General features: G+C 59.2%; 21 protein-coding genes. 5 read left to right on the top strand and 16 right to left on the bottom strand.

Translation table 11 applies throughout. The features are described from left to right. The first annotated feature begins 77 nt into the window (after positions 1-77). Positions 78-1736 (top strand): U32 family peptidase, encoded by a 1659-nt coding sequence (locus tag AC2TDJ_RS09095; RefSeq protein ID WP_480841377.1) that lies wholly within the window; start codon positions 78-80, stop codon positions 1734-1736. Between the two features lie 6 nt (positions 1737-1742). Here AC2TDJ_RS09095 and AC2TDJ_RS09100 read toward each other — a convergent pair whose 3' ends face one another. The 5 genes from AC2TDJ_RS09100 to AC2TDJ_RS09120 all read right to left on the bottom strand — a co-directional run bounded on the left by AC2TDJ_RS09100 (position 1743) and on the right by AC2TDJ_RS09120 (position 5205). Further along, positions 1743-2357 carry a cytochrome P460 family protein gene (locus AC2TDJ_RS09100; RefSeq protein WP_480841379.1) on the bottom strand — a complete coding sequence of 205 codons (615 nt, stop codon included), beginning with the start codon at positions 2355-2357 and terminating at the stop codon, positions 1743-1745. A 223-nt stretch (positions 2358-2580) separates the two neighbouring features. Further along, positions 2581-3765 (bottom strand): dual-specificity RNA methyltransferase RlmN, encoded by a 1185-nt coding sequence (gene rlmN, locus AC2TDJ_RS09105; protein WP_480841381.1) that lies wholly within the window; start codon positions 3763-3765, stop codon positions 2581-2583. A 78-nt stretch (positions 3766-3843) separates the two neighbouring features. After that, complete coding sequence (locus AC2TDJ_RS09110) at positions 3844-4221, bottom strand: lysozyme inhibitor LprI family protein (RefSeq protein ID WP_480841383.1); 378 nt, start codon at positions 4219-4221, stop codon at positions 3844-3846. A 113-nt stretch (positions 4222-4334) separates the two neighbouring features. Further along, entirely contained in the window at positions 4335-4502 is a 168-nt protein-coding gene (locus AC2TDJ_RS09115; protein ID WP_480841385.1) for a hypothetical protein, read from the bottom strand. A 169-nt stretch (positions 4503-4671) separates the two neighbouring features. Then, positions 4672-5205 (bottom strand): invasion associated locus B family protein, encoded by a 534-nt coding sequence (locus AC2TDJ_RS09120; protein ID WP_480841387.1) that lies wholly within the window; start codon positions 5203-5205, stop codon positions 4672-4674. 179 nt (positions 5206-5384) lie between these two features. On the opposite strand from AC2TDJ_RS09120, the gene AC2TDJ_RS09125 reads away from it, so the two are divergent. After that, a complete protein-coding gene (locus AC2TDJ_RS09125) occupies positions 5385-6383 on the top strand; it encodes an asparaginase (RefSeq protein ID WP_480841389.1) in 999 nt (332 codons plus the stop codon). 5 nt (positions 6384-6388) lie between these two features. Here AC2TDJ_RS09125 and AC2TDJ_RS09130 read toward each other — a convergent pair whose 3' ends face one another. From AC2TDJ_RS09130 to hutI, 8 genes are all read right to left on the bottom strand, one after another. Further along, positions 6389-6709, bottom strand: coding sequence for a YciI family protein (locus tag AC2TDJ_RS09130; protein ID WP_480841391.1), 321 nt, complete (start codon positions 6707-6709; stop codon positions 6389-6391). 21 nt (positions 6710-6730) lie between these two features. After that, positions 6731-7159, bottom strand: a complete 429-nt coding sequence (locus AC2TDJ_RS09135; RefSeq protein ID WP_480841393.1) for an SRPBCC family protein — start codon at positions 7157-7159, stop codon at positions 6731-6733. Next, positions 7147-7476: an ArsR/SmtB family transcription factor gene (locus AC2TDJ_RS09140; protein ID WP_480841394.1), complete on the bottom strand. Its 330-nt coding sequence runs from the start codon at positions 7474-7476 to the stop codon at positions 7147-7149. Before AC2TDJ_RS09140 ends, AC2TDJ_RS09135 begins: the two co-directional genes overlap by 13 nt. A 40-nt stretch (positions 7477-7516) precedes the next feature. After that, a complete protein-coding gene (gene serB / locus AC2TDJ_RS09145; protein ID WP_480841396.1) occupies positions 7517-8395 on the bottom strand; it encodes a phosphoserine phosphatase SerB in 879 nt (292 codons plus the stop codon). A 68-nt stretch (positions 8396-8463) separates the two neighbouring features. Then, entirely contained in the window at positions 8464-10146 is a 1683-nt protein-coding gene (gene hutU, locus AC2TDJ_RS09150) for a urocanate hydratase (RefSeq protein ID WP_480841398.1), read from the bottom strand. A 1-nt stretch (position 10147) separates the two neighbouring features. Continuing rightward, positions 10148-10960 carry an N-formylglutamate deformylase gene (hutG, locus tag AC2TDJ_RS09155; RefSeq protein WP_480841400.1) on the bottom strand — a complete coding sequence of 271 codons (813 nt, stop codon included), beginning with the start codon at positions 10958-10960 and terminating at the stop codon, positions 10148-10150. After that, a complete protein-coding gene (gene hutH / locus AC2TDJ_RS09160) occupies positions 10960-12495 on the bottom strand; it encodes a histidine ammonia-lyase (RefSeq protein ID WP_480841402.1) in 1536 nt (511 codons plus the stop codon). Before hutH ends, hutG begins: the two co-directional genes overlap by 1 nt. Next, positions 12492-13697, bottom strand: a complete 1206-nt coding sequence (hutI, locus tag AC2TDJ_RS09165; RefSeq protein ID WP_480841404.1) for an imidazolonepropionase — start codon at positions 13695-13697, stop codon at positions 12492-12494. The genes hutH and hutI overlap by 4 nt, the downstream gene beginning before the upstream one ends. Positions 13698-13778: 81 nt before the next feature. Between hutI and AC2TDJ_RS09170 the strand changes: the two genes are divergently transcribed. The 3 genes from AC2TDJ_RS09170 to AC2TDJ_RS09180 all read left to right on the top strand — a co-directional run bounded on the left by AC2TDJ_RS09170 (position 13779) and on the right by AC2TDJ_RS09180 (position 17470). Next, on the top strand, positions 13779-15134 hold the full coding sequence (locus AC2TDJ_RS09170) for a formimidoylglutamate deiminase (RefSeq protein ID WP_480841406.1): 1356 nt from the start codon (positions 13779-13781) through the stop codon (positions 15132-15134). A 15-nt stretch (positions 15135-15149) separates the two neighbouring features. Then, positions 15150-15854 (top strand): histidine utilization transcriptional repressor HutC, encoded by a 705-nt coding sequence (locus tag AC2TDJ_RS09175; RefSeq protein ID WP_480841408.1) that lies wholly within the window; start codon positions 15150-15152, stop codon positions 15852-15854. Positions 15855-15952: 98 nt separating this feature from the next. After that, positions 15953-17470: a malonate--CoA ligase gene (locus AC2TDJ_RS09180; RefSeq protein ID WP_480841410.1), complete on the top strand. Its 1518-nt coding sequence runs from the start codon at positions 15953-15955 to the stop codon at positions 17468-17470. On the opposite strand, the gene AC2TDJ_RS09185 is transcribed toward AC2TDJ_RS09180, so the two are convergent. The 3 genes from AC2TDJ_RS09185 to AC2TDJ_RS09195 form a co-directional block, all read right to left on the bottom strand. Next, positions 17457-18194, bottom strand: a complete 738-nt coding sequence (locus tag AC2TDJ_RS09185; RefSeq protein ID WP_480841412.1) for a metallophosphoesterase family protein — start codon at positions 18192-18194, stop codon at positions 17457-17459. The genes AC2TDJ_RS09180 and AC2TDJ_RS09185 overlap by 14 nt on opposite strands. Before the next feature lie 122 nt (positions 18195-18316). Next, positions 18317-19912: a phosphoglycerate dehydrogenase gene (serA, locus tag AC2TDJ_RS09190; RefSeq protein WP_480841413.1), complete on the bottom strand. Its 1596-nt coding sequence runs from the start codon at positions 19910-19912 to the stop codon at positions 18317-18319. 59 nt (positions 19913-19971) lie between these two features. Beyond that, the gene (locus AC2TDJ_RS09195; RefSeq protein WP_480841415.1) at positions 19972-21126 is read right to left on the bottom strand and encodes a phosphoserine transaminase; all 1155 of its coding nucleotides are present in this window, start codon (positions 21124-21126) and stop codon (positions 19972-19974) included. Positions 21127-21383 lie beyond the last annotated feature (257 nt).

The raw sequence follows: 21383 nt of genomic DNA on the forward strand, positions 1-21383 counted from the left end.
CTGCATGGCAGGTTTGCCCTTTTGGACTCGAGGGAACTGCCGTAGAAGGGCCCATTGATCCAGAGCCCGGTATTCCCATGACCCAGTCCAGATCCGAACTCCTGATGCCTGCGGGCAATCTGCGCAAACTGAAACTCGCCATCCTTTACGGGGCGGATGCGGTGTATCTCGGCACACCGGATATGTCGCTGCGCACGAAATCCGAGTTCTCGCTGGAAGAGGTGATCGAAGGGGTCGAGTTCTGCCACAGCCATGGGCGGCGCGCCTATCTAACGCTGAACCTGTTTTCGCACAACAAAGACATCCCGAAACTGAACGAATACATCGACACGGTGCGCAAGGTTCAGCCCGACGGGTTGATCATCGCCGACCCCGGTGTGTTCCAATACGTCCGCGAACGCGCACCCGAACTGCCGCTGCATATCTCGACGCAGGCCAATATCTGTTCCTGGCTGTCAGTGAAGTTCTGGCAGGATCAGGGGGCGGAATTGGTGGTTTTGGCGCGCGAAGTCTCGTATCCCGAACTGGTCGAAATCCGCGAGAAATGCCCTGACATCAAACTTGAGGCGTTTGTGCACGGCGCCATGTGCATGACCTATTCGGGTCGCTGCCTGCTGTCGAACTTCATGGCCGAACGCGGGGCCAATCAGGGCAATTGCGCCAATTCCTGCCGCTGGAACTATGGCCTGAAGCTGCGCCTCAAGGACGGTACGCATCAGGAACTTCGCATCACCGAGGAAAACGCCGACCTGTTCGAATTCCTGCTGGAAGAGGGCTGCCGCCCCGGTGATCTGATGCCCATCGAAGAGGATGATCGCGGCTCGTATATCCTCAATTCCCGCGATCTGTGCATCATGCCGAAGCTGGATGAGTATCTGAAGATCGGCGTCGACAGCCTCAAGGTCGAGGGGCGCGGCAAATCGGAATATTACGCCGCCATCGTTGCGCGGGCGTATCGGATGGCCATCGACGACTATTTCGCGAACCCTGAGAACTGGGATCCGAAACCCTATATGCGCGAGTTGGAGACCGTCGGGAACCGCGGCTATACGCTGGCCTTTCACGAAGGGCGGCTGACCAACTACGCACATGATTACGAGCACACGGCCTCGATCGCGCAATGGGAATATGCCGGGATCGTCACCGAAGTGACCGAGGATGCGTTTCTGGTCGAAGTGAAGAACAAGCTGGAACCGGGCGACGTGCTGGATTTCGTCTCGCCCATCTCGCGAGACACTGTTCTGCTGCGGGTCTATGATTTCGAACGCGCCTCAGACGGTGCACGGCTGGACGTGGTGCATGGCAGCACGAAAACCGTGATCCGCCTGCCTTTCACCCTGTTCGACCATGAAGACATCGACGATCTGCGCGCCCGTTTCCCGGTCTATTCCGTGCTTCGCAAGGAACGCGCCCTGACCGACGAACACTGGAGCCGCATCCGCTTTGACAAGCTGGTGCAGGGGCTGGAAACCTCGGGCCGCGACAACCCCAAGACCTATGACCGTCGTCGCGACGAGCTGGTCGAGAAGATCGGTGAGGATGGCAACGAACGCCGGTTCAAGACCAACCGGATCGGCACCGAGGGTTGCTGCGGCAAGGGCTGCAATGGATGTCTGATCTTCTGGCAGGACGAGAAATACGCATTGGCGCGCGAAGTACTCTCGAAACGCAAACAAGGGGAGCAACTCAGCCGTCGCGAGGCCACTGAGCTGAAATTGCCCGAGGAAACAGTCTGAGCCCGCTCAGTTCCCAGCCACATATTCTTCGGGAACGAAGAACGTGAAATCCCGTTCCGCGACCGCTTCGTGGCACTCATGGCAATAAGCGACCGCCGAAGCGCGGAAACCCGTCGTATCGCCAAACAACGAACCGTCCGGCATCACCATGATGTATCGCCAGTCGCCGGTGTCCGGGCTAACACCCTGGGGAAGTTTTTCCATCACGAACAGGGCACCCGGATGAATGTTGCCTTCGTCCGTAACAGTCACACTGTCTTTGGCGAGCACAGAGCCCACGGGCAGTTTTTCACCCTCTTGCAGAGTCCCGTAGTTATGCGCCATGCGATTGGCATAGCTGTTCACATAGCGCTGGCCGTGGGTGGCGGAAATATAGGGCGCGTCGTTGAACAGCGGCCAATTCTGGTAGTTCAGAAGCAAATCCAGCTGCGCTGCGCCATAGCCCCGCTCCATGCGGCGCTGCAACGACTTGTAAGCGTCCAACGCTTCTTCCTTGGACAATTCTGCCGGGTTTTCGATTGCCAGATGCGCATCTCTGTCGGTTGTCTGCGCGATCAGACCTGACGCGCAGGTTGCCAATGCAACCAAAGCCCCAATTACCTGCATGCGTCTTGCAATCATTTTTGTGGCCCATCCGTTTGTACGGTTCGCCTGAAAGCTGCCTTAGTATCGCAAACAGAGGATAGCGGTATTGAAAAACTTTTCTATGACCCTGATCACATTCTCACCGCCTTGTGCGCGAATTTGAGGCCCGCTCTAACCGTGCGAAACCATACCAAATCAGCACACAAACATACAGGTATTCAGAAATTAATATCTTACAACCGGTTTAGGCCGTGTGGCTTCAACCCAATCCTGCCTCGGATTCGATCTGCTTGCGTGATTTCCGGGCGCGTTCCGTCGCCGATTTCAACTGTCCGCAGGCCGCCATGATGTCCTCGCCCCGTGTCTTGCGGATGGGCGAGGCATAGCCCGCTTGGTAGATGATGTTCGCAAAGGCCCGGATGCGGTTGTTCGAGCTGCGCCTGTACGGCGCGCCGGGCCATTCGTTGAACGGGATCAGGTTGATCTTGGCCGGGATATTATGGCGTTTGATATGGCCGATCAGGCGATGTGCATCTTCATCGCTATCATTCACACCATCCAGCATCACGTATTCGAATGTGATCCGCTCGGAATTTGAGGCATTCGGATAATTGGCCAATGCCTGAAGCAGCTCTTCGATGTTCCAGCGCTTGTTGATCGGCACCAACACATCGCGGGTCTCATCCGTGGTGGCATGGAAAGAGATCGCCAGCAGGCAGCCGATTTCTTCCGCTGTGCGCGCGATTTCAGGGACTACGCCGGACGTCGACAGAGTAATTCGACGACGCGACAGGGAAATCCCCTCTGGGTCCATTGCAATCTTCATCGCATCGCGGACGTTCTCGAAATTATAGAGCGGCTCACCCATACCCATCAAAACGATGTTTGAAAGCAAACGGGTTTCTTCCTTCGGGGCGCCGGGCACCGGCCATTCGTCTAGGTCGTCCCGGGCCATCATCACCTGACCGACAATCTCAGCCGCCGTCAGGTTGCGCACCAGCTTCTGCGTGCCGGTGTGGCAAAAGGAACAGGTCAGTGTGCAGCCCACTTGCGACGAGATACAAAGCGTGCCCCGATCCTCTTCCGGGATGTAAACCACCTCGACTTCGTGCCCGCCTGCGATGCGGCACAGATATTTTCGGGTGCCGTCCTCGGAGACCTGACGGGTCACCACTTCGGGGATTTCGATGACGAAATTGTCAGCCAGTTGCGCGCGATAGGTTTTCGCCAGATTGGTCATCTCGGCAAAGTCACGCACACCCCACTGATAGATCCACTGCCAGATCTGCCCGGTCCGCATTTTTGCCTGCTTCTCGGGCGTACCATGTTCGATCAGAACCTCGCGCAGCCGATCGCGAGTCAATCCGACAAGGTTGATCTTTCCCTCGGGCAGTTTGCGGGGGATGGTCATGACGTCTTGAGTGATCGGCGCTTTGGGCGACATGTGCGTATCTCAGGGATTCTGGCTTGGGATGCGCCTCTATATAGGAACGCGCGCAAAGATCAAAAGAAATCGTGCAGGCTAATTCGCAAAGCGCAGTAATTCGTCGACGCGCGCACGGCCCAGATCAACCCTGCAGGATGTAATTGCGATACCTGTGCCCGAACCACCACCGTAGGAGGCCCCTACCGCGTCGCATTGCGCGTCACGGTAATCCTCCCAGGCGTTTTGTGCAGCTTCCAGCGCCGGAACAGCCTCGGGCCGACCGGTCACTTCGTCCAGCTCTTTGGCGGCAGCAACAGCGAAAGAGTAACTCTCAGCCACCGCAATATTTACACGCTCTTCCATATTTCCAACGCAGGATCCGATTTCCACTTGCGAACCGGCCTCATAGCATTCCAGCGTCGGGTCAGCCATGGCGGCAAACGGAAAGAACAAGGCAATAAAAGCCCATCGCATGAACCGGTCCTCCGAAAGGCCGAATTTATTTCAGGCCACCCTAACACACGGAAAAGACCGGAGTGAACAACGAGCTCGGCCGCGGCAGATTCACCGCGGCCCATGGGACAGGCTTAGTTAACTGCTGGGGGGACATAACAATCCGCTGCATCCAGTGTCTTGACCGGATCTACCGGCCCACACTGCTCGCCAGTGACCGGATATGTATCGCTGTCTTTTTCACACGCGCTTACCAAAACCGCAGAAATCATCAACATCGCGGCAAGGGTCTTTTTCATCATCTTGCTGGCTCCTCTAATACCTGAACCGATTAGTTCAGAAACAGTGGAGCCGCGCCTTGATACGGATCAATTGCGAGAGCAGACGTCACGTAAAGGAGCAATAATTTCGATGGGTTGGAAGCACAAAGCCCCGCCAAAGCGACGGGGCTGCGACAAGGGTTTGCACCGGTTAGTTGGTGCAGCGTTTTTCGGCGTCTTCAATGGCAGCTGTAAAGCCCAGTAGCGAAAACGTGTCCTTGGTCTGCGTGCCACGTTCTGACCGCGCGGTCAGCACCGCCTCGGTTCCGCGTTTCATCGCCGTGACGATTTTGGCGTCATCCGCAGCTGTCGCCGGCCAGGCCCATTCACCGTCGGTAAACAACTCGAACTCGCTGCCGTCGACAACAAGATTTACCGTCGAGCCAGCGGCAAACGGGTAACCGCCGGTGAATGTCACCTGACCTTTCACCTCGGCGTTGGGGCGATAAAATACGAACAACAGAATATCGCTGCGGCGCACCGATACAACGCGACCACCGCGTGTATTGACAGTTTCCTTGGGCGCGGACACGCTCCAGCATTCCGTGGGATCATCTTCTACAAAAACGCTCCAATCGGTCTTGGCCGCGACCCTGTTGGTACTTGTCGCCTGCTGAGCGATTGCAGTTGTGGCCATCCCTGCCATGCACAGGCCCGCGATCACACGGACGAGTTTTGATCCCATTGTCCAGCCTCCTAGCTCGACCTATACCTCATACCCACCGGTGACGGCTGCGAACCCTGCCTGGTCCGTCTATCAATATTGCGCATCCCGATGATTGCCGACATACACACACTAACGCAGGTTTCGCCACAGGCGAAAGGGCGATTGGCAGAATTTTGCGCATAACGCGGAGGGTCCAGATGACGCAGCCGGTACCAATGACAGAACTATGGCGCGGCCCATTGTTGGAAAGCCTGCATCTGGGGCACGCGGTGATCTGTGACGACACCGGCCAGATCGTGCGCAGCTGGGGCAATCCCGATGCGGTGATCTATCCCCGCTCGTCGGCCAAGATGATCCAGGCGCTGCCGCTGATCACTTCGGGCGCGGCGGCGAAATACGGTTTGCATTCCGAACATCTGGCGCTGGCCTGTGCGTCCCATTCCGGGGCGGCGATCCACACGCAACGTGTCTCGGTCTGGCTTGATCATCTGGGACTGGCGGAACCCGATCTGCGCTGTGGTCCGCAAGAACCCTCCGACATGGCAGCACGCGACGGGTTGATCCTGGCCGACGACACGCCCTGCCAGATTCACAACAACTGCTCTGGCAAACACTGCGGATTTCTGACCGTGGCGCAGCATATGGGCGCCGGACCGGAATATCTTGAGATCGACCACCCCGTTCAGCAAGCCTGCCTCTCGGCTGTGGAAGAAACCACCGGTGAGACAAGCCCAGCTTATGGCATCGACGGTTGTTCAGCCCCCAATTTCGCGACGTCTTTGGTGGGGTTGGCGCGGTCGATGGCGTGGTTTGCCTCGGCCGCTGACCGATCTGATCGCGCCAGCGACGCGGCGCAACAATTGACCTCAGCCATGATCAAACACCCCGAGCTGGTTGCCGGAGAGAACCGGGCCTGTACCGAATTGATGCAGGCCATGAACGGCCGTGCTGCGATCAAGACTGGCGCCGAGGCCGTGTTCGTCGCCATCATCCCGGAAAAACGGATGGGCATCGCATTGAAGATCGCGGACGGCACCACCCGCGCCAGCGAGTGCGCGGTTGCATCCCTTCTGGTAAGCCTTGGAGTGCTGGAGGCCGAACATCCGGCCACCCGCAAATTCATGAACGCCACACAATACAGCCGCCGCGGGCTGGAATGCGGCGTGATCAGACCGGCGCCGGGGTTTCCCGGCTAAGGCGATCACATCTCGATTTCGTGAACTTCGGCCACCTCGACCGAGCCTGACCCGTTGACAACCATCGGGCAGCCTTTGGCCATTTCCGTCGCAGCGTCGATGCTGTCGGCCTTGATCACAGTAAAGCCCGAGGCCGGATTAGTACCGCCATTGTCGGCGACACCCTCATTGCTGACAGTGTAGGACTGACCCACCGGGTTGCCGGGGATTTCAAGTGCATCACCCATATTTTGAAACCATGCACCCCAGGCAGCCATGGTTGCTTCAATTTCGGCGGGGTCGGTCGGTGTTGTTCCGCCATGATAGACAAACAAATATTGGGGCATATCGCTCCTCCCTGTTGAAATCTATTTGCACTTCGCTTCGAGTTTGCGCAGGGACGAAGTCCAGCCCTGCTCATGGTTCGCCGCGGCCTCTGCATCAGCCAGTTCGCGGTGATCCAGCACCAGGCGCGCGCCGGTCTCGGTTGCAGTCACCGAAAAGGTGACATGGCTTTCCGGGCCGCGCTTGTCCTGATCGTCATGCCAGGCCCAGGTGAACCCGACCGATTTGGGCGGATCGACATGAGTGACATGGCCCGAGACCTTGAATTGCTGACCCTCTCCGTTTTCCATCACCGAATACCACGGCCCAAGGCGCGAGAAATCCAGATCGTGCTCGGGCACATGCAATCCTTCCGGCCCCCACCATTGCAGTAGCTTTGCTCCGTCACTGACCCAGGCAAACAGGTTTTCGGGACTGGTGGGGAACTCGCGTTCCAGTTTCAGGTCGGCCATGAATTCTCCCTTTCAATCATTTCGCTCAAACGGTCGAGGCTGCCTTCCCAGAACTGCCGTTTCGAGATGGTCCATTCCGCGATTGCGCGAAGTCCGTCAGGCTGGATCGAATACATCCGCTGCGTGCCATGCACGCGCTGCCGTACCAGACCCGCCTCGCGCAGCACCTTCAAATGGCGCGAGATCGCGGCGCCGGACATACCCTTGCCTTCGATCAATTCGCCGGCGGGCAATTCACCCCCTTCCATCAACTGCTCGACAATCGAGAAGCGAGTGGAATCGGACAAAGCAGAAAAGGCGGCCAGAAGTGTGTTCATGGCCATTATTTAACACGTGCGTTAAATTAAGGGAAGCCCCTCAGGACGCAATAAATTCCGAGCGGCTGTACCCTTGGAGATAGAGCAAAGCCGTCAGGTCACCGTGGTTGACCCGCACGTCACATTTTGCTGCGACCGAGGGTTTGGCATGCAGCGCCACACCGGTCCCGGCCCTGCCGAGCATGCCAAGATCGTTTGCCCCGTCGCCCACTGCGATCACATCAGACTCGTTAATCCCCAGGCGGGTCGAAATCTGCTCCAAAGCTTCGATTTTGGCCTGTCGCCCCAAAATCGGCCTTTGCACCTCACCAGTCAGCTTGCCGCAATCGGCCAACAAGGTGTTCGCCCGGTTTTCATCAAAACCAAGCTCATTGGCCACGCGGGCCGTAAAGGCGGTGAACCCGCCAGAAACCAGCGCGGCATAGGCCCCGTTTGCGCGCATCGTGGCCAGCAAAGCCTTGCCGCCAGGCATTAGTGTGATCCGTTCGTTCAGCACCTTGCCGATCACGCCCTCATCCAGACCTTTCAGCAGGCCGACGCGTTCGGTCAGCGCGCCTTCGAAATCCAGCTCACCATTCATGGCGCGCGCGGTAATGTCCTTGACGCGGTCGCCGACACCGGCCTCATCGGCCAGTTCGTCAATGCACTCCTGCTGGATCATGGTGCTGTCCATATCCGCCAGCAGCATCTTCTTGCGTCGCCCTTCGGCGGGCTGGACGATCAGGTCCACGCCCATCTGCTGCAATTCTGCCCAGGTGTCCCAGTGATTGCCGGGCACCTCCGACAGAGAGAATTCCGCCGCCTCGTCCGGGCTCAGCCAGACGACTTCGCCGCCACCCCAGGCATTGCGCAACGACTCGATCAGCGCCGGCTCCAGCGACGGCGCTGTCGGATTGGTTAGCAGAGTGGCAATGTGCATTTTCGACCTCCGGCGTGCTCACCTGCGCATATCGCAGGTGCAGCATTTTCGCCAGAGACAGTTTTGGTCTATCCCAGAATTCCGGGCAGGCGCAGACCATGTTCGCGGGCGCATTCCTTGGCGATATCGTACCCCGCGTCGGCATGGCGCCAGACACCCGACGCCGGGTCGTTCCACAGCACGCGTTCCAGCCGCCGGGCCGCATCCCCGGTCCCGTCTGCGCAGATCACGACACCGGCATGCTGGCTGAACCCCATGCCGACGCCGCCACCATGATGCAGCGATACCCAGGTCGCGCCGCTGGCGGTGTTGATCAGCGCGTTCAGCAGCGGCCAGTCCGACACCGCGTCGGAACCGTCCAGCATCGCCTCGGTCTCGCGGTTCGGGCTGGCGACCGAGCCGCTGTCCAGGTGGTCGCGCCCAATGACGACGGGCGCCTTCAGCTCGCCATTGGCGACCATCTCATTGAACGCCAGACCTGCGCGGTGGCGGTCGCCGAGACCAATCCAACAGATACGAGCGGGCAGGCCCTGAAAGGCGATGCGCTCCTGCGCCATGTCGAGCCAGCGATGCAGGTGCTCGTTTTCGGGGAACAACTCCTTCATCTTGGCATCGGTTTTGTAGATATCCTCGGGGTCACCTGACAAGGCGCACCAGCGGAACGGGCCGATGCCCTTGCAGAACAACGGGCGGATATAGGCCGGGACAAAACCGGGGAAGGCAAAGGCATTCTCAAGCCCCTCGTCCTGCGCCACCTGTCGGATATTGTTGCCGTAATCCAGCGTCGGAACGCCTGCATTCCAGAAATCGACCATTGCCGCCACGTGCTGCTTCATCGAGGCCCGCGCAGCCTTTTCGACCGCTTTGGGATCGCTCTCGCGCTTGTCGCGCCACTCGGCCATCGACCAGCCCAGGGGCAGATATCCGTTGATCGGATCGTGCGCGCTGGTCTGGTCGGTGACAATGTCAGGGCGCATGCCGCCGGCCTGCATGCGGGCGTAGATCTCGGGGAATATTTCCGCCGCATTGCCGAGAAGACCAACAGATTTCGCCTCGCCGGCCTTGGTCCAGCGGTCGATCATCTCAAGCGCTTCGTCCAACGTTTCCGCCTTTTCGTCGAGGTACTTGGTGCGCAGGCGGAAATCGATGCTGTCCGGGTTACACTCGACCGCCAGACAGCAGGCCCCGGCAAACACCGCCGCCAGCGGCTGTGCACCACCCATGCCGCCCAGACCGCCGGTCAGAATCCACTTGCCCGACAGGTCACCGCCATAATGCTGGCGCCCGGCCTCGGCAAATGTTTCGTAGGTGCCCTGAACGATGCCCTGCGTGCCGATATAGATCCATGAACCGGCCGTCATCTGGCCGTACATCATCAGGCCCTTCTTATCGAGCTCGTTGAAGTGATCCCAGGTCGCCCAATGCGGTACGAGGTTCGAATTGGCGATCAGCACGCGGGGGGCGTCCTTATGGGTGCGGATGATTGCCACTGGTTTGCCGGACTGGACGATCAGGGTTTCGTCTTCTTCCAGGTCTTTCAGTCCGGCAACGATCCGGTCAAAGTCGTTCCACGTGCGTGCCGCACGTCCGATGCCGCCATAGACGACCAGTTCATGCGGGTTCTCTGCCACGTCCGGATGCAGGTTGTTCATCAGCATTCGTAACGGTGCCTCGGTCACCCAGCTTTTGGCATTCAGCTCGGGCCCGGTGGGCGGAAAGATATCGCGGGTGTTCTTGCGCGGATCGCTCATGTCAGGGCTCCTTGTGATCGGTTAACGCACCAGACAGGGCGAGTTCTGTCAGGCGGGTCAGCATTGTCTTGAGATACGGGCGCAGGATGTTGGCGCGGCCTTCCCGCCATGCCCAGGGCGGCGTTTCATCCATATACGCCCGTTGGGCGATTTCCATCTGAATCGCATGGGTGCCGTTCGCCGGACGGCCATAGTGTCGCGTCGTCCAACCACCCTTGAAGCGCCCGTTGAGCACGGATGTCATGCCGCAGGCGTCGCGTGCCACGTCATTTACACCCTGTTCGATCAGCGGATGGCACGTCGCGCCGAGATTGGTGCCGGTATTGAACACCGGCAATTCGCCATCGAATAGGTACGGTATGTTCGAACGGATCGAATGACAGTCAAACAGGATCGCGACGCCGTGTTTGTCTCGTACCCGATGCAGCTCCTGCGTCAGAGCCGCATGGTAGGGAGCGTGAAACTCTTCGCGACGCGCTTCGATCTCATCCGCCGAAGGTTCCTGCCCGTCTGTCCAGATCGGTTTGCCGTCGAAATCCGTCAGCGGTACCAGCGTCGTCGTGTTCTGGCCGGGATAAAGCGAAACGCCCGCCGGATCCCGGTTGGCGTCGATCACATAGCGATGCACATGCGATTGAACGACCGTGGCATTGGCCAGGCCGTCATAAAGCCGGTTGATGTGCCAGTCCGTATCTGCCAAGGCACGCCCGTTTTCGTTCAGACGCTTTGCAATCCGGTCGGGAACATATGTACCTCCATGAGGTTGACCCAAGACAATGGGTCCGTCACCACGTTGGACATCGAACACCTGCATCAGAACAATCCGGGCATCTCGACACCGGCGGCGTCCAGAATATCGCCGCCAGCAATCAACGTGCGGGCGGTCTCAAGCTCCGGCGCGAGATACCGGTCGTCACCGAGGGCGGGAACATGGGTCCGCAGACATGCAATGGCGCGCAGCAACGGATCGCTCGTGGGTAGCGGTGCGCGGAATTCGACACCCTGCGCCGCACAGAGCAATTCGATTCCAAGAATGTAATTCAGGTTGTCCACCATCCGCGTCAGACGCCGCGCACCGTGGGCGGCCATCGACACGTGATCCTCCTGATTGGCCGAAGTGGGCGTGCTGTCGGTCACGCAAGGGTTTGCCAGATGCTTGTTTTCGCTCATCAAAGCAGCGGTGGTGACCTCGGCAATCATCAGGCCGGAGTTCAGGCCCGGATTGGGTGTCAGGAATGGCGGCAGGTCGAAACTGAGCGCAGGGTCGACCATCAGCGCAATGCGCCGCTGGGCAATGGCGCCGATTTCCGACACCGCCAGCGCGATCATATCCGCGGCGAAGCCCACGGGTTCGGCATGGAAATTGCCGCCGGACACAATTGCCTCGGGGTCGGACAGGACCAGCGGGTTGTCGGTGGCTGCGTTCGCTTCGGTCGCTAATGTGCCGGCCGCCTGCCGCATCACATCCATCGCCGCGCCCGTGACCTGGGGCTGACAGCGAATGCAATAAGGGTCCTGAACCCGCGTATCCCCTTCGCGATGGCTTTCACGGATCACCGATCCGGCCAGGGCGGCCCGCATGGCGCTGGCCGCGTCCATCTGGCCACGATGTCCCCGCAGCGCGTGAATCTCGGGTTGCAGCGGCGCGGTCGAGCCCATGATGGCGTCTGTTGACATGGCGGAAACCACCAACGCGTTCTGGGCCGCGCGCCATGCCTCGAACAGTCCGGCCAAGGCGTAGGCCGTCGAAAACTGGGTGCCGTTGATGAAAGCCAAGCCCTCCTTGGGGCCCAGAGAGATTGGCGTCAGGCCAACGGTCTTCAGGGCATCCGCACCCGGCAGGATCTCCCCATTCACTTCTGCCTCACCGGCACCGATTACAACGGCAGTCATATGCGCCAGCGGGGCCAGGTCCCCGGACGCACCGACCGAGCCCTGTGCCGGTATCACCGGCGTTACACCGCGCGCCAGCATCTGCTGCAAAAGCTCGATCAACGCCCACCGCACACCGGATGCGCCACGCCCGAAGGACAGCAGCTTGAGGGACATCATCAGCCGAACCAACCGGCGCGGCACGGCCTCACCCACACCGCAGCAATGGCTGAGGATCAGGTTGCGCTGCAAGGTCGAGGTATCTTCGGGCGCGATCTTGTGACTGGCGAGCTTGCCGAAGCCGGTGTTGACGCCGTACACGGCCTGCGACCCGGCTGCAGCTTTGGCAATTCGCTGCGCCGCGGCCTCAACCCCGGGCTTGCAGGTTTCATCCAGAGCGATTGGCGTTTCGCGCCAATAGATTTCCGCCAACTGCGCCAGCGATACATTGCCCGGACTGAGAACAACCGAACTCATTCGACGCCTCCGAAAATACGTTTACAGAGCGGATTGAACCCGATGCGATAGGACAGCTCGGCAGGTTGATCGACATCCCATACGGCCAGATCAGCCCGATAGCCGGGCGCGATCACCCCGACATCTGTCAATCCCAGAGCGCGGGCTGCATTGCGGGTAACACCCGCCAACGCTTCTTCCGGTGTCATGCGGAACAGGGTGCACCCCATGTTCATCGTCAGCAGCAATGACGTCAGCGGTGATGACCCCGGATTACAGTCCGTTGCCAGCGCCACCGGGACACAATGCCGGCGCAGCAGATCAATTGGTGGCAGCTGAGTCTCATGCAACGTGTAGAACGCCCCCGGCAACAGAACCGCCGCAGTTCCGGCTTCGGACATCGCCAATACACCGTCCTCATCGAGATATTCGATATGATCCGCCGACAGCGCCCCGTAGGAGGCCGCAAGCCGGGCTCCGCCCAGATTGGACAACTGCTCGGCATGCAGCTTGACCGGCAGACCCAATTCTTGTGCCACTTCGAACACCCGGGCGATCTGGAACGGGTCAAAGGCGATGCCTTCGCAGAATCCGTCCACGGCATCTACCAGACCTTCGGCATGGGCTGCACGCAAGGCCGGGATACAAACCTCATCGATGTAAGTATCCGCCTGCCCTTTGAATTCCGGTGGCACAGCATGCGCACCCAGGAAACTGGTCCTGACCCTGACCGGGCGTTCTTGCCCGACGCGCCGCGCGGCACGCAGCATTCGCAGCTCGGTCTCGATATCCAGCCCGTAGCCTGATTTGATTTCGATGACAGCGGCACCTTCGGACACCAAGGCATCGACGCGCGGCAAGGACCCGGCCAACAGCTCATCCTCGGTCGCGGCACGCGTTGCGTTAACCGTGGACAGAATACCGCCGCCCGCGCGCGCAACTTCCTCGTAGGTGGCGCCGTTCAGCCGCATCTCGAACTCTTTTGCCCGGTTGCCGCCAAAGACAACATGTGTGTGCGCATCGATCAGCGCCGGCGTCACGAGGCGGTCGCCAAAATCCTCGACAGGCCAATCTGCGTATGCGGCAGGTAGCCGCGATCGCGCACCAACCCAGACAATCGTTTCACCGTCGACAGCAATCGCAGCATCTTCGACCAGACCATAAGGCTCTGCTCCCTCCATCGTGGCCAGCCGGTTGCAGCAAAAAACAGTTTTTTTTGTCATGGCGATTCTTTTGGACTCCCCCTGCCAATGAATTTTTCGTATACGTGTAATCAATTAAAGTCTACACAAAACAGGTCCACCATGAGTATTCACGCAAAATCCGCCCTGATCGGTTCTGATTGGGCGACGAATATCCGGGTGGAGATCGGACAGGGGCATATCAGCAGGCTCGAACACGACGCCGCCGCGAAATCGGGCGACGTGCAGGTCGACATCCTGCTGCCCGCGCTGGGAAACCTACACAGCCATGCGTTTCAGCGGGCCATGGCTGGCATGACCGAAGTCCGTGCCGCCGGGCGTGAGAGTTTCTGGACATGGCGCAACCTGATGTACCGGTTTCTGGACCGAATGACTCCCGACCAGGTCCAGGCCATTGCAGCGCTGGTCTACATGGAAATGCAGGAGGCCGGATACGCCGCGGTCGGCGAGTTTCACTATGTTCACCACCAACCGGGCGGCGTGCCATACACGCGGTTGTCGGAACTCAGTCAGCGCATTTTCGCCGCTGCCGGGCAGACCGGTATCGGCCTGACACATTTGCCGGTTCTATATACATTTGGCGGCGTTTCCCGGCAGCCCCTTGCGGGTGGACAGATGCGGTTTGGCAATGATGTCGGACGATTTCTGGATCTGATTGCAGAATGCCGAACGACACTGCCGCATGACGACTCGGTTCTGGGCCTTGCGCCGCATTCCCTGCGCGCAACAACACCGGCGGATTTGCAGCAGGTACTTGGGCTTGTTCCGCGCGGACCGGTGCACATTCACATTTCGGAACAGCTCAAGGAAGTTGCGGATGTCAAAGCAGCGCTGGGCCAGCGTCCCGTTGCCTGGTTGCTGAACAATGTGGAGGTGGACGACCGTTGGTGCCTGATCCACGCGACCCATATGACCGATGACGAAACCCGCGATCTGGCCCAATCCGGCGCTGTTGCCGGGCTGTGTCCGATCACTGAGGCCAATCTGGGCGACGGAATCTTCAACGGCGCCGCTTACATCGAAAACGGTGGTGCTTTTGGTGTCGGATCGGATTCGAATGTGCGGATTTCCCTGCCCGAGGAGCTGCGCATGCTGGAATATTCCCAACGTCTGCGCGATATGGCGCGCACGATTCTGGTCAAGGGTGAGGGCTCGGTAGGGCAATCGCTGTATACTGGCGCAGCAATGGGTGGCGCGCAGGCCCTTGGGCGAAAGGCCGGGGAAATTGCACCTGGAAAGCTGGCCGATCTTGTGAGTTTCGACCGCTCGCATCCGGCCCTCTGCACCCTTCGCGATGATCAGTTGCTGGACGGTCTGTGTTTTGCGGCCCCCGACGGGCTGGTGACGAACTTGTGGTCTGCCGGTCGGCATATGGTTCAAGACGGTCGCCACGTGGCACGAGACAGCATACTGCCTGCCTATCGCGCTGCAGTCGCCGAGCTGCTGGCCAGCGACTGATCCGAGGGAAACGGCATGACACACCCCGGCGACACAACAAGTTACAAGGACATCAAGCAGACGGTGCTGCATCGCATCCGCTCGGGCGAATGGCCGCCTGACATGCTGCTGCCCAACGAACAGGATCTGGCCGTCACGTTTTCCTGCACCCGAACCACGGTCAACCGGGCTCTGCGCGAACTGGCCGATGAAGGCTATCTTGAACGCCGCCGCAAGGCCGGAACGCGGGTATTGAGCGCGCCCCAAAGACAGGCGCGCTTTACCATCCCTCTGGTGCGCGATGAAATCGAGGCGCTGGGCGGAACTTATCGCTACGCGCTGGTCTCGACCGTGACGCAGCCTGCGCCGGACTGGCTCGGCGCCAGACTGGCGCTGAGCGCAGGGCAGTCGGTGCTTCACGTCCGTTGCATGCACTATTCCGGCAACACGCCGTTCCAGTACGAGGACCGCTGGATCGTGATCGACAGCGTGCCGGAGGTCGCACAGGCGGACTTTTCATTGGTCGGTCCGAATGACTGGCTGGTGCAGACGGTGCCTTTTACCAATGTCGAACTGACTTTTCTGGCCAGCCGCGCAGACGCGACGGTGGCCGGTTTTCTGGACGTTCCCGAAGGTGAACCTGTCTTTACCGCCGAACGCATTACCTGGTTGCAGGGCCAGCCCGTCACTTTCGCCAAACTGTATTTTGGCGCAGGATACCGTATGACGACACAAATATAAGCTCTGTCGCGCAGAGAGCTTTCACGGGGCTTTACCCTCCTGCCATTCCAAGACAGATTCACGCCGATCGACCCAAGGATGAAGGAAAGGATAACCGGATGGGCAACCCGCTTTTTGATCGGCTGTTCGGCATTCACGCAGGTAAATCGACGCCCTTTCTTCATCTTCCGGATGGCCGGACATTGACCCACGCAGACTTTCTGGACATGGCCGCCCGGATCGCGAATACCCTTGCTGGGTACGAGTTGGAGCCAGGCGACCGTGTCGCGGTGCAGGTCGAAAAATCGCCCGAGGCGCTGGCGCTTTACGCGGCTTGTGCGCAGACGGGGTTGATCTTTCTCCCGCTCAACACCGCCTACACAACATATGAACTGAGCTACTTCATCGAAAACAGCGGTGCCCGGCTGGTTGTATGCGATACCGAGAACGAAGACGGTCTGACCCCCGTTGCGCAGGATCAGAACGCTCGGCTCGAGACATTGAACGCTGATGGGTCCGGCAGCCTGATGCGCCGTGCACTCGGCATGCTACCCGCTTTCGAGCCGGTAAAACGATCCGAGAATGATCTGGCCGCCTTTCTCTACACATCCGGCACGACAGGCCGGTCCAAGGGTGCCATGCTGACACAGGCGAACCTGCTGTCGAACGCAGAAACGCTTGTGAAAGAATGGCGGTTCTCAAGCCAAGATGTGCTGCTGCACGCGCTGCCGATCTTTCACACCCATGGTCTGTTTGTGGCGACAAATGTCATCCTTGCCTCTGGCGGGTCGATGGTTTTTCTGCCGAAATTCGATCTGAATGACGTGCTGCGTCTGATACCGAAGGCAACATCGATGATGGGCGTGCCCACTTTCTACACAAGGCTGCTCGGTGATGATCGGTTCACCGGGAATCTGGCTGGGCATATGCGCCTTTTCATTTCAGGCTCGGCCCCCTTGCTGGCAGAAACCCACGAACGCTTTGAGGCCCGCACAGGGCATCGCATTCTGGAACGGTACGGAATGACGGAAACCAACATGAACACGTCGAACCCTTATGACGGCGAGCGCCGGGCGGGCACGGTCGGGTTTCCACTGCCCGACGTTGAACTGAAGATCACCGACCCGGAAACGGGTGACGACTTGCCAAAGGGCGAGATCGGCATGATCGAGGTACGCGGGCCGAACGTGTTCAAAGGCTACTGGCAGATGCCCGAGAAAACGGCCGCCGAACTGCGCGAGGACGGGTTCTTCATCACTGGCGATCTGGGGCGCATGGATGAAGACGGCTATGTCCACATCGTCGGGCGCGGCAAGGATCTGATCATTTCGGGTGGGTACAACATCTATCCCAAAGAAATTGAACTGATGCTGGACGAACAGCCCGGCGTGCTGGAAAGCGCCGTGATCGGCGTTCCTCATCCGGATTTCGGCGAAACCGTACTTGGCATTCTTGTGCCAGAACCGGGTCAATCGCCGGACCTGCAGGCTATACTGGCGTCGGTTCAGACGGAACTGGCCCGGTTCAAACACCCCCGCAAACTGATCGTTCTGGACGAATTGCCCCGAAACACGATGGGCAAAGTGCAGAAGAACGCCTTGCGTGAAACCTACAAGGACATGTTCACGCAGGGCTAGGATTTAGCGTCACGCGTCCGGTGTCTGTCAGCAACCAGCACGAATGGCCTTCAAAAACCGCAACGCTGGCGGCACGTCCATAACCCGCACCGGTGTCAAGGTTGACACGATTCCCATAGTGGGTGGCGCGATCGACCGGTGTATGGCCATGAACGATCAGTTTCGGGTGCACACCAGCATGGCTGTGAAAGCTTTTGCGTATCCAGACAAGATCGCTTTCGGCCTGCTCGCTCAGGGGTATTCCGGGTCGGATTCCAGCGTGCACAAAGGCGAGGTCAGCCGTCTGATGCATGAGCACGAGATCGCGCAGGAAGCTCACGTGCGCCCTCGGAACCGCGGCCATTGCCTGCGTATGCAGATCTTCCAGTCGAATTTGCCCCTCGAAATCGACACCGTAGCTGCGCAAGGTTTCCACGCCACCCAGCGCCTCATGCAACCAGTGATAGCCCACCAGCAGATGCGGATCGTGCCGGGGAATGTCCTCCAGAAACCACGCAAACATCCGGTCGTGATTGCCCAAAAGGAAAATCCAATCCCGCCCGGCATCTCGCCCCGCGATGAGCAGGTCCAGAACACCGCGACTGTCCGGGCCTCTGTCTATATAATCGCCGAGGAACACGACGCGCGCGTCCGGTCCCCCGTCGCGCTCGATCAGCGACAGAACCCGTTCGAGTTCCGAGACCTGCCCGTGCAGGTCGCCAACGGCATAAATCGGGTGCGTCATGGTATATCCCAGGGAGTTGATTTGACCACCTTTTGGCGCAAAACGCGGCCGCGTGAAAGGCGACACCCGCGCCATTTGGGACGCGGGCATCGAAATGTCTCAGAAACCCCACACGCGGGTGATCAGGCCACGTCAAATTCCAGCGGTTTGATCTGCGTGAACAGACCCGTTTCCGCCAATTTGGCGCGGGCTTCGGCCGGAACCGGTTCATCCACATAAAGCAGCGCGATTGCTTCCCCGCCGGCTTCGGATCGGCCAAGAGTAAAGTTCGCGATGTTCACGTTGCTTTCGCCCATGGTCTGGCCCAGCGTGCCGATGATACCCGGCACGTCCTCGTTGGTGGTATAGAGCATATGCGCCCCCACCTCGGCATCGATATTTATTCCTTTGATCTGGATGAACCGTGGCTTGCCGTCGCTGAACACGGTGCCACCGATAGAACGTTCGCGCTTTTCGGTCACGACAGTAACCTTGATATAGCCCTCAAAGGCACCCGACTTGTCCTGATTGGTCGTCGAGATCTGAATGCCGCGCTCTTTGGCAACAAATGGCGCCGAAACCATGTTTACCTCGGGGTTGAACTTTTTCATGATCCCCGCCATCACGGCGCAGTTCAGTGCCGCCAGGTTCATTTCAGCCGCCACACCGTCATATAGGATGTTGATCGCCTTGATCGGTTCATCGGTCATCTGGCCGATGAAGCTGCCCAGATGCCCGGCCAGTTTGATCCATGGCCCCATGATCTTGGCCTCTTCCGCAGTGACGCTGGGCATGTTCAACGCGTTTTCGACTGCACCGGTCAGCAGATAGTTTGAAATCTGTTCTGCCACCTGCAATGCCACGTTTTCCTGGGCTTCGGTGGTGGCCGCGCCCAAATGCGGTGTGCAAACAACGTTGGGTAGATTGAACAATGGGTTCTCTTTGGCCGGTTCTTCGCTGAACACGTCAAAGGCCGCGCCCGCAACATGACCTGATTGCAGCATTTCTGCCAGAGCGACCTCGTCCACCAGACCGCCGCGCGCGCAGTTGATGATGCGGACACCCTTCTTGGTTTTGGCAAGGTTTTCCCGGCTGAGGATGTTGCGGGTCTGATCCGTCAAAGGCACGTGCAGCGTGATGAAATCGGCGCGGGACAGCAGTTCGTCCAGTTCGACCTTTTCGACACCCATCTTGTCGGCTTTCTCTTCGCTCAGATAAGGATCATAAGCGATGACCTTCATCTTCAGGCCGTGCGCCCGTTCGCAGACGATGCCGCCGATATTGCCTGCACCGATCACGCCCAACGTTTTGTTGGTCAGCTCGATCCCCATGAACTTGGACTTTTCCCATTTGCCGGAATGGGTCGATGTTGACGCTTCGGGGATCTGCCGCGCCACGGCAAACATCATCGCAATCGCATGTTCGGCAGTGGTGATCATATTGCCGAACGGCGTGTTCATCACGATCACACCTTTTTTCGAGGCCGCCTCCTTGTCGATGTTGTCGGTACCGATTCCGGCGCGACCGATGACCTTGAGTTTTTCGGCTTTCTCCAGAATGGTCGGAGTCACTTTTGTGGCAGAACGGATGGCAAGGCCGTCATATTGGCCGATCACCTCGGCCAGCTTTTCCTTGTCCTTGCCCAGATCGGGCATGAAATCCACGTCGATGCCACGGTCGCGGAAGATCTGCACGGCGGTTTCGCTGAGCTTGTCAGATACGAGTACTTTGGGGGCCATATTCTCTGGTCCTTGAATTTTATGGAAGGTCCGGGCCTCAGGCGGCCCGGTGGAAAAGGTCAGGCAGCTTCGGATTGCGCTGCAATCTCGGCCTCGAAGGCCCATGCCAGCCAGGGCAGCATCGCCTCGATGTCCGAGGTCTCGACCGTACCGCCGCACCAGATACGCAGGCCCGCGGGTGCGTCACGATAGGCGCCGATATCCAGCGCGATGTTTTCGGCCTCCAGCCGTTTGGCGACAGCCTTGGCAAACGTCGCTCCGTCCTGAATGCGCGCGTCGGTGAATTTCAGACAGACCGAAGTGTTGGATTGCGTTGTCGCATCCTCGGCCAGATTGGCGATCCAGTCGTTCTGATCACAGAACGTGTGCACCGCACTGGCATTCGCATCGGCTCGGGCGATCAGACCTTTCAGGCCGCCCACGGAACGCGCCCAGTCCAGCGCAAACAGGTAATCTTCGACCGCCAGCATCGACGGCGTGTTGATCGTCGCACCCGTGAAAATGCCCTCGATCAACTTGCCGCCCTTGGTCAGGCGGAAAATCTTGGGCAGCGGCCATGCGGGAGTGTAGCTTTCCAGCCGTTCCACCGCGCGGGGCGACAGGATGAGCATCCCGTGGGCCGCTTCGCCACCCAGCACTTTCTGCCAGCTGAAGGTGGTCACATCCAGCTTGTCCCAAGGCAGGTCCATCGCAAAGGCCGCCGAGGTTGCGTCACAGATTGTAAGGCCCTGTCGGTCATCCGCGATCCAGTCGCCGTTCGGCACCCGTACGCCCGAGGTCGTGCCGTTCCACGTAAACACCACGTCATTCGCGAAATCGACCGAGGCCAGATCGGCGATCTGACCGTAATCGGCCATTTTTACTTCGGCGTCGATCTTCAGCTGTTTGACCACATCGGTCACCCAACCAGCCCCAAAGCTCTCCCAGGCCAGCATTTCGACCTTGCGTTCACCCAGCAGCGACCACAGCGCCATCTCGACTGCACCGGTGTCCGAGGCCGGAACGATGCCGATTTTGTAATCCGCCGGAATGCCGAGCACCTCACGCGTGCCTTCGATGGCGGCCTTCAGCTTGCCTTTGCCAACAGCGGCACGGTGCGAACGGCCCAATGCGGCATCGGCGAGTTTGGTCAGATCAAATGTAGGGGGTTTGGCGCACGGGCCCGAAGAAAAACGCGGATTGTCCGGCCGCGTTGCCGGTTGTTCGATAGTCATCTGTATTACCCTTCCAGATACACGCCCCTCGTTGGGGAGGGGTGTCCCACGGACAGAGGTATGGGTCCTTCGCACCTGCAGCAAGCGGAAAAGACGCTTTGTTGGGTAAAAACGACATCAGAAAGGGTTTCAAATCAGAACACGAGTTTCCGATTGGCGAAAAACCCCGCCGTTTTACCGGCGGGGTATATTGATTGTGTTGTTTTATTCTGCGGCGTCTTCGTATTCCGACATTGGGGGGCAGGTGCATACGAGGT

This window comes from Ruegeria sp. HKCCD6647-2 (genome assembly GCF_057221075.1).